General features: G+C 46.0%; 4 protein-coding genes. 2 read left to right on the top strand and 2 right to left on the bottom strand.

From position 1 onward, the window contains the following. Together B7Y67_RS13335 and queF are read left to right on the top strand one after the other, a co-directional pair. A partial coding sequence (locus B7Y67_RS13335; protein WP_293599069.1) for a 5'-nucleotidase occupies positions 1–795 on the top strand: 795 nt, incomplete at its 5' end. Continuing rightward, on the top strand, positions 795–1,622 hold the full coding sequence (queF, locus tag B7Y67_RS13330; protein ID WP_293599068.1) for an NADPH-dependent 7-cyano-7-deazaguanine reductase QueF: 828 nt from the start codon (positions 795–797) through the stop codon (positions 1,620–1,622). The genes B7Y67_RS13335 and queF, both read left to right, overlap by 1 nt. Here the strand turns inward: queF and B7Y67_RS13325 are convergent, their stop codons facing one another. Together B7Y67_RS13325 and ssb are read right to left on the bottom strand one after the other, a co-directional pair. Next, entirely contained in the window at positions 1,623–2,858 is a 1,236-nt protein-coding gene (locus B7Y67_RS13325; RefSeq protein WP_293599067.1) for a hypothetical protein, read from the bottom strand. Positions 2,859–2,983: 125 nt separating this feature from the next. Further along, positions 2,984–3,439 (bottom strand): single-stranded DNA-binding protein, encoded by a 456-nt coding sequence (gene ssb / locus B7Y67_RS13320; protein WP_015422053.1) that lies wholly within the window; start codon positions 3,437–3,439, stop codon positions 2,984–2,986. Positions 3,440–3,474: the final 35 nt, after the last annotated feature.

Raw genomic sequence — 3,474 nt, 5'->3', positions numbered from 1 at the left:
CTCCAATTAGAGCGTTTATCTAAAGCTGCTCAAACAGGCGTTGCCTTTCCATTGGTAAAGAAGTTGCTTGCTTTCAACGAAGAGGGTGAGCAGCGTGTTGAGGTAGTGATTCTTTCTCGCAATGATCCAGTTAGCGGCTTACGCGTATTCCGTTCAGCCGAACATCATGGCCTTCATTTGGGGCGCGGCGTATTTACCAGAGGGCGCCCACCTTATCACTACCTTCGCTCGCTACATGCCAACTTATTTTTATCAGCTAATGAAGACGATGTGCGTGCCACGATTGACGCAGGTTTTCCTGCTGCACGTGTTTATCCAGAATCTAGCAAGACTGCAGAGTCTCATCCCAATGAAATCCGCATCGCTTTTGACGGAGATGCTGTTTTGTTTTCTGATGAAGCGGAGCAAGTATTTCAGAGTGAGGGCCTGGTTGCCTTTGTAGATCACGAAAGTAAAAAAGCTGCGATCCCTCTGCCACCGGGCCCATTTAAACCTTTGCTAGAAGCGCTGCATCGCTTGCAACGCACCACTAGTGAGAAGGGCATGCGCATTCGCACCGCTTTAGTCACCGCTCGCTCAGCGCCTGCACATGAGCGTGCTATTCGTACGCTCATGGCTTGGGGTATCGATGTGGATGAAGCCATGTTCCTCGGCGGACTTTCCAAAAGTGAGTTCCTGCGCGAATTTGAGCCAGACTTCTTCTTTGATGATCAAACAGGTCACTGCCAATCTGCTGCATCAGTAGCGCCTACTGGTCATGTCGTATCTGGCGTATCCAATAAACCTAAAAGCTAATGTCCACACTTTCTCTTGGTCAAGCAACGCAATATCCCGATCAATACGATCCGAGTTTGCTCTTTCCTATTCCGCGTTCAGAGAATCGCCTTAAGCTTGATATCAAGCCCAATCAAGCCTTACCTTTTGTTGGTGTTGATATTTGGAATGCCTTTGAGCTGGGTTGGCTCAATAAAAAAGGGAAACCCCAGATTGCTCTAGCGGAATTTCAGATACCAGCCGACTCTCCGAACATGATTGAGTCCAAATCATTCAAGCTCTACTTAAATAGCCTGAATAACGCTCGCTTTGAAGATGAAGCGGAAGTCCGCGAAAGATTGATTACGGATTTATCGGCAGTCGCTGGCAGCAAGATTGCCACTCGCATCAATCCAACAGAGATGGTTGCCAAAAAAGGAATGCAGGAGATGAGTGGTGTTCTCATGGATCGTCTTGATATCGAAATCGATCCAAGCCTATCCGCCGATCCAACTTTGCTAGAGGTAAATGAATCGTTTGGACCCATCGAGCAATGCTTGGTTTCCCATTTACTCAAATCCAATTGCCCAGTGACAGGACAACCAGATTGGGCTAGCGTACAAATTCGCTATCAAGGCCGTCCCATTTTGGAAGAAGGCTTGCTGCGCTACTTAATCGGATTTAGACAAAAAGGTGAGTTTCATGAGCATTGCGTTGAAACCATCTTTACGGATATCAAGCGCCAGTGCAAACCAGAAAAACTCTCTGTCTACGCTCGTTACACCCGACGCGGTGGTCTAGACATCAACCCCTTCCGCACCGATCACAATGCGCCCTGGCCTGACAATACGCGCCACGCTAGGCAATAACTAAGGCTCGGTCACCTGTTTTACTGGTGCTACGCTGGGCCCATAAATCAGCTCAAGATTTTTTTGAATACTAGGCGCTTGCGAGAAACAGCTTTTAACTAGCGCTGGATTTGCATACCAATCGGCATCATCTCTCGCTTCGTCAATAAATGATTTCATGACAATGGCACTATCGACATCATCAAGCCCAGCAGCCTTAAGTTTTGTAAATCCCGATGAACAAGCTTTTGCCAAATCAAGGCCTTCTGCTTTAGAAATACGCTGAAGTAGGCTAGGTGCTGAGCTATTTAAGATCTGCATAAAATTGAGTCCTGAGCCAGGCATTTGGAAATTTAAAATGTATTCAGATGAAAGATTTTCTCGACTTGCCAATCCCTCAATTTGGGACACTGTTGGATAAAACACGCTGCGAAAAAATTGAAACTCCAGTTTTACAGTAAACAGAAGTTGTTTTTCAGATTTAGGATCTTTTTGTAATTGCAGAATTTGCTTGTCACTCAGGCTGCCAACACTTTGATCCGCTTTATAAACTAGGATTTCAACCGCTCGAATCCCTTTGCGCAATTCTGACCAATTAAAAGTAACGGGCACCTTAGCGTCAATCATTCCCTGTAAAAGACTATTGGCTTTCTTTTGGGTCTCACCTACCACTGAGTTTCCAACTGTTGCTGAAATTCCGCCGATCGCAGCTGCTGAACCACCAGTTGCAACAATTGCAGCAGCCCCCAATAGCAATTTGGCAGAACCAATGAAATCCTGATTAGAGTCACTTGAACTTCTGACATTGAGCACTAAGGAGAGCGCTCCTGGATTGAATATGGAATAAGTTCCCAGCACCGTCATGGGCACTATTAATAATGGAGTGGTACTCAATGAGGCGCACTCAGAACCGCCCTCTCTTCCATCAAAGGTAGCAATCGGAATTTCTAGCTTATCGAGCTTACCCTTGAAGCCCTGAGTCACAACCGATAATACGAGTTGCGTTTTATCAGATCCCCAAAAACTACGACTAGCCATTTGCGTACAACTACTCACAGGAATTACTTCAGAACTAATCGTGAGGTATCCATCATTACCTCGCCCTTCATTTAACCAATCCGGAGGATCACCTTTAACAAAAGAGGGGTTCATGTCTGGAAAGAAAAAGGGGGTTGCCAAGGACGACTGTGGCAAAGCACCAATACAAATGGCTACAGATGCCAAAAGTGGAGATTTGATTGCCCCTAGGAGATTCATGAGCATATTTTAAGGTGAATACAGCAAATTCAGCATCGCATACGCCTACATCAAAAAGAAACCCCAGGAAGCTCATGCTTGCTGGGGTTGATTGCTACGCAGTCAAATAACTGCTTACGCACCAATTAAAACGGGATATCGTCATCCATTGCACCAAGGGATGCAGCATTTGAAGATGCTGGTGCAGACTGCTCAGCCGGCTTTGAGCGGCTATAACTTTCACCACCATCACCACCGCCGCCTACTGGCTTACCACCAAGCATTTGCATTGTTTCTGCAACGATCTCAGTGGAATATTTTTCCTGGCCACTGGCATCAGTCCATTTACGCGTACGTAAACGACCTTCTACATAAACTTGTGAACCTTTTTTGAGGTATTGACCAGCGATCTCTGCAAGCTTGCCAAAGAATGCAACGCGGTGCCATTCTGTGGTTTCTTTCATTTCGCCAGACTGCTTATCTTTGTAACGATCTGATGTCGCTACTGAAATATTGGTTACTGCGTCGCCGCTTGGCATATAACGTGTTTCTGGGTCGCGCCCTACGTTACCTACGATGATGACCTTATTTACCGAAGCCATGTTGTCTCCCGAAGAAAAATACTACTGTTATTACT

It is taken from the genome of Polynucleobacter sp. 35-46-11 (assembly GCF_002281105.1).
This window is presented reverse-complemented; position numbering and strand designations above follow the sequence as displayed.